This window comes from Nocardia noduli (assembly GCF_019038455.1).
Taxonomy (GTDB): domain Bacteria; phylum Actinomycetota; class Actinomycetes; order Mycobacteriales; family Mycobacteriaceae; genus Nocardia; species Nocardia noduli.
In genome coordinates this window covers 1-5,341 of record NZ_JAFMPL010000197.1, presented here as the reverse complement: position 1 = coordinate 5,341, position 5,341 = coordinate 1, and the positions used below count along the sequence as shown (strand labels likewise).

General features: G+C 64.4%; 4 protein-coding genes. 3 read left to right on the top strand and 1 reads right to left on the bottom strand.

The window, feature by feature from the left end:
- Window positions 1-415 precede the first annotated feature (415 nt).
- From JZ792_RS40650 to JZ792_RS40640, 3 genes are all read left to right on the top strand, one after another.
- Window positions 416-658, top strand: coding sequence for a hypothetical protein (locus JZ792_RS40650; protein ID WP_216918249.1), 243 nt, complete (start codon window positions 416-418; stop codon window positions 656-658).
- 767 nt (window positions 659-1,425) lie between these two features.
- On the top strand, window positions 1,426-2,040 hold the full coding sequence (locus JZ792_RS40645) for a hypothetical protein (protein ID WP_216918246.1): 615 nt from the start codon (window positions 1,426-1,428) through the stop codon (window positions 2,038-2,040).
- Window positions 2,041-2,631: 591 nt separating this feature from the next.
- Window positions 2,632-4,227, top strand: a complete 1,596-nt coding sequence (locus tag JZ792_RS40640; protein WP_216918244.1) for a TY-Chap domain-containing protein — start codon at window positions 2,632-2,634, stop codon at window positions 4,225-4,227.
- Between the two features lie 179 nt (window positions 4,228-4,406).
- Here JZ792_RS40640 and JZ792_RS40635 read toward each other — a convergent pair whose 3' ends face one another.
- On the bottom strand, window positions 4,407-5,177 hold the full coding sequence (locus JZ792_RS40635; RefSeq protein WP_216918242.1) for an RlpA-like double-psi beta-barrel domain-containing protein: 771 nt from the start codon (window positions 5,175-5,177) through the stop codon (window positions 4,407-4,409).
- Window positions 5,178-5,341 lie beyond the last annotated feature (164 nt).

Sequence of the window (5,341 nt, the reverse complement as noted above, 5' to 3'; positions counted from 1 at the left end):
GCACGCCGGCCGAGTACGCTGCGGCCTGCACCCACACCCATCATCCGATGGCCTGCGGGACCAACTGAACACGGAACGAAATCACCCGACTCTATTCCCGGGTGGTCTCGTCATCGGGGACCGCTCAGTGGGACCTGCCCGCGGTGGTGATCGTTGCCTGCCGGGCAAGTCGGCACAACTATGTGGCCATGACGAGCCCTCGGTATCAAGCTGAGGAAGACCGAATCGATGAGGATCTTGCCAACCGACCCGACGAGCAGTGGTAGCGGGACTGCGAATTTTTCGTTCAGTCAGTTCATCCGCACAGGTCAGCTCGGTTTCCGAGGTTCCTGCGACCGGACCACAGCCAGGCCCCACGAGCGATAGCCGGCGATGTCCTCGACATTCGCATGCATCAGAACGCAGTCAGGACGCGGTGAGACGATTCATCGAACGCGCCCCGGGAATCGAGGGGGCCGATCGCCCCGTCCATCATCCGAATTTCTCGCACGACCTGATCGGAAATCGGCGGATGCGCCTGGGCGATTCCGCACGAGTATTCGTGCGATTTCCGCCGGACTCCCCGAAATCTCGCTTCTTGCTGGAGATCTCCTGGCCGCAGCACACCGAGGACGAGGTCTTCGACGGCTGGTTCCGCGATCTCCCGATCCACCAGTGACTCACCCACTCGTGGACGAATCACCCCGGGGCCACGATATCAGCTGACGTAGACGCACACCCACAGCCCGGCGCCGATCGCCTGCCTGGTGCCAGACCCCTCCGGCTGATCCGAGATCAGCGACGCGAGGTATTCGTCTATCAGGCTCGGACGAGCGGCGCGTGGGACCTATCCGGTCGGAGCACGCGAATCGCCCCCCACCGCCAACTCCTCGAACGTCTGCGGAACGTTCCGCGGCGGTTGCTCGATGTTCAACGATTCGATGTACTGCTCCATCGCGCTCGGCGGAGGCCGGGGTGCTCCTTGTCCGCCCATCGCCAAGTCCTCGACGAGGGAGGTCCGCTCGACGCGGGCCTCGGGCCGGTGAGCGATCCGGTGTACTCATCCAGGAACGACGGCTTCTGCGCGGGGTCCTTCGGGTTGTCGGGCTGTTTCGGCGGTGGCGCCATAGGCTGCTCCAATCGGGACTGCTGTGTCGGCCGCCCCGGTCCGGGGCAGATGGATTGCCGCCCCCGTCGACGTGTGGTATCTGATGAAGGTGAAAGTGAGGTGGCGGCGGGCCCTCGCAGCGGTTTGTGTGATGTCGGCGGCCATCGAGATCGACGATGACGAGATAGGGATTCGGACTTCCTTTACCGCAACTGACTTCGGGGGCGATCCGCGATTCGTTTCCGCCGCACTTGTACCCGGCCTCCCACGCCCGCCCGCTCTGTCGATCCGAGTGCGGAACTTCGACACTGTCGAGCGGAAGGCGTCAGAGGATGGGTGTGGGCAGGGCGGAGTTGGCCGAGCATGTGATCTCCGAGATCCGTGCGGGGATGACAGCGCAGGGATATTCGGTCAGTGTGCCGCTGGACAACGGGCCCTCCGTCGAGCCCGGTGTGCGGGTGCCATCGTGGCGGACAGTGTGGTTCACCTACCCGGAGCGGGGGATCCAGGGCAGAACTACCGCCGCCGTGAGTGCAACGATCGCGGCTTCCAAGCAAACGGGCGGGGTTCTGATTGAGGGGTATGCGTATCTGCTGTCGCAGGCCGTCGAGGAGGTCTTGAGGAAGGTGCCGGATTCGGCACTGGACAGCAGCTACCGGCCGGGCAATACGTCCGCACATCGAAACTACCTGGATATGGCCGGTTTCGGAAGTTTGGAGAATCCGCCCAAGTCGGATCGAACCTTCCATGTCGTTGCTCTAGGTGTGGGTGACGGTGTCGAACGGTTCATGGACGGTACGCGTAGGGGCGTCGTGGATTTCTTCGCCGAGCGTGACAGTCTGATGAAGTTGGTCGATCTGGCCTTGCGGGAACGTGCTCAGGACCGGGGTGGCCTGCGCCGTCGCGGTTTTGTGGGGTGGTGTGTTGTGTCTGCTCGAGGGTCGGGTCGATGACGCGGTGGGGTTGATGGATCGGTATCTGTCGTGGGAGAGGTACAAGCAGTCCGATTCGCGCGACAGTGTCGTGGCTTTCGATTCGGTTCTGTGTGAACGCTTCCCGGACTACGCGCTCGCCCGATCGGATCGGGTCGAATAGGCACCGGCTGGGCACCCAACATCACGTCGGGTGTGTGTCCGTTGTTGTTTCCAGGGTGATCAGCACCCACGGCAGCGGTATGGACACACCCCCCTTCGGTCTACGACCGACGTAATTGGCAGACGCTTCTACACGCGGCATCGGGTTACTGAACGATCGAGCGTGCGCGCACGGCGTGCTGTGTTGAGTGGACACGGAATCGGCGCACAAGGAGTGTGTAACCGACATCTCGCCCCGGACAATTGCGCGACTTCCTCGCGCCGCAGGCCGGGGGTGCGACGGCGGGGGCCGGGTGGCAGGCCGACGTCGGTGGGTGTGATGCATCGACTTTTTTATCCGCCGTCGACTGGTTCGCGGCACGGCAGGAATGCGTTCCGGTGGCGGCGTCGAGTGGATGTGTGGTGTGTTAGCGTCTGCGCATTTGCTGGTTCGGGGAAGTGGATTGTTCGATGGGGTTCGGGAAGTTCTGGCGGCGGGACGGATCCGATACCGGCGAGACGCAGCCGGTTGCGGATCGCGCGGTCGCCGAGGATGCGGTGTGGGAGTGGTTCGCGGCGGGCTTGGCGTGGACGTTGTTCACCCTGCCGGAGGACGGCATCCTGACCTTGGTCGATGAGGACGGCACGGGTTGGTTCGCCCAATTCGGCAAGGCATCCGGGTTGCGGGCCGAGGTCGGTTCGGGTGCGGTGAACGATGCGTCGGGCTTGGCGCTGGCCGAGCGGGGCTGGCGCCGGTCGGACGAGAACGAGCACACCTGGTATCGGTACCTGCGATGGCCTGCCCGCTACACAGATTACGAAGAGTTGGCGGACGCGGTCGTGGGGGCACTGGGTCGTGTGGCGGGGGTGTGGCTGCCACTGGGATTGCGGTCGCAGTCGTGGAACGACGGTTTCGGTCCGGACCCTGATGTCGGTGAGCTCGCGGTTTTCGGTCTGGCTGCCGAGCGGATGCGCGCGATGACACCGGCGACCTTGCACGAACTCGCAGGGGTCGGTATGCGCAAACTCGGTCAGACCAAGGTGATCGAACAGGGAAACCACCAGAAGAGGACGATCGTCGCCGGTTTCGTTGTCGATTCCGAGGGGTGGGAACTGCTCACCGGCGGAGGCGAGCAGTGGCCGATGGGTGATCGGACAGTCGATTTCGTCGCATTGGCGGGCACGGACAGGTTGGTGGCCCTCGACGTGTACGTCGATATCGAGGATCCGGGTGATATCAGGCTCGACAACCGGGTCGTCGAAGGTGAACGGGTGGAGCGGGGAACGGCACCCTTCGTCGCGGCCGCGGTCCGCGCGAATCCGGATCTGGCGGACGCGCTCGCGGCGCGTGATCTGCTGACGGCCTTCCACGACGGCCGCATGCATATCGACTATCAGTTGCTGACGCTGGACTCCGCTCACGGCATCGCGCGGTTCGATATCGGCGCCTCCACCGAGAATCCGCGGACCGCGGCATCCGATCCGGCGCCGCCGACATCCCAGGAGACCGATATCCGGTGGTTTCCCTTGCTGAAACCGGCCGACTGGCCCCACCGTGGGCTGGTCCGTTATCAGGAGACCGGGTCGGCTGCCGCGCCGATCGCGGTCGTGGCCGAGGATCGCGAGGGCGAATTCGCCGTGGCGGTCGAGCATCCGGACAGTGTCGACTTCCGGGCGCAGTGGGGTTCGGCGATCGCCAATCTTGAAGCGTTGCACTATGACTGGGAGATCGGCGAAGTCGCGACGATCCCGATCGCGAACTGCTCGGGCCACGACTTCTCGGCCGAGAAGATTCTCGACCCGAACGCCCTGCGTGTCGCTCATCGCTTCTTGAAAGCGCCACGACTGGGGGTGTCGGTGCCGCGTCGAACCTGTCTGATGGCCGCGCCGACAACCCTGAACCAGGCCCAAGCGGTGGCGTTCGCCGTCCTGATCCAGCGCACCTACGCCGACGATTCCTACGGCCACGCCCCCATCACCTCGGGGGTGTATGTCGTCGAAGACGGCCACATCATCGACTTCGTCGAAGACCCCGAAATCCTCCACGCCACCGGGGACCGTAGGTAACACCGCCGACCGCGGTCCCTCCGCACGATTCCGCTGGCAATCCCCTGACCTTGCGGCACAACCTCAGTAGGCCATCACAGCCGGTAGCCGTGATCGGTCGAGGCGAAGCAGACCACCGGACGAGGTATCGCGCGGCCGCAGCCACGGGCTACTGCTCTGGCCACGGAGCCGATCCGACGTTACCGATCGCGGAACAGTCGCCCCGGTCCGCGCCGCCACCACCGGACCAGGGGGTGCGGTTGCGTCGGTGGCGAACTCGAGGCGCCAGGGATGGCCTCGCGGATCGTTGCCGTGTCGAGGGAGGGTTCTCGTCTTCTGTCGTTGCCATGACCGCGCGGTGGTGCGTACAGCACGACCGCGCCGTCTTCGATCCGATCGAACGCGAAACTTGTCAGCCAGACACGGAGCAGCGGCGTGTAGGGATTGGGAAGGTCGGCGAACGACATACCGGCCAAGTCCGCGCCGTCGGTGGCGTAGCTGCCCAGGGGGACCGGAAGGGGATCCTCGAGGAACCACTGCCTGTCCGGATCCTCTCCGTCGGAGTACGAGCGCGCCTGCTCCATGAGCCGAAGTCTGTCCTCGGTGACTCTACGGCGGTGGTCGGACCGGATGTCTTCGATCTCCGGTACGCGAAGACCCGATCGGGCCGCGAGTTCCCAGCGCAGGTGCTCGCGTATTTCATGCCACACGTTGAAATACGGTAGGTCGGTAATCAACGGGCCACCGCGAGCTACCCGTGCGAGGGACTCGGTCTCAGTGAGTCGATCGGCGTGGTATTTCCATATCGCGTTCATCGGGGCTTGCACGGTGTAGGGGAAACCGACGGTATGGGCGCCGTCCTCGTGGTGGGCCGGACTGCCCACGCGCCAGACCAATCGGTCTGCCGCTGTGAGTCCCCAGGGGCGAAGAGCCTCGACTGCTCCCCACGCCGCCTGCTCGGCCTCGAGCATGGCCTGAACGCGATCTCCCAGAGCGAACAGATGCTTTTGTCGGCAGAACGTGAATACTGACCCCCGCGTGGCATCTGAAAACTGACCCCCTTGGTCGGTCACCCTGGCTCTCACCGAGTCAGGGAGGACGAAGGGATGCTAGCCGTGGAAGATTGGGCTGAGAT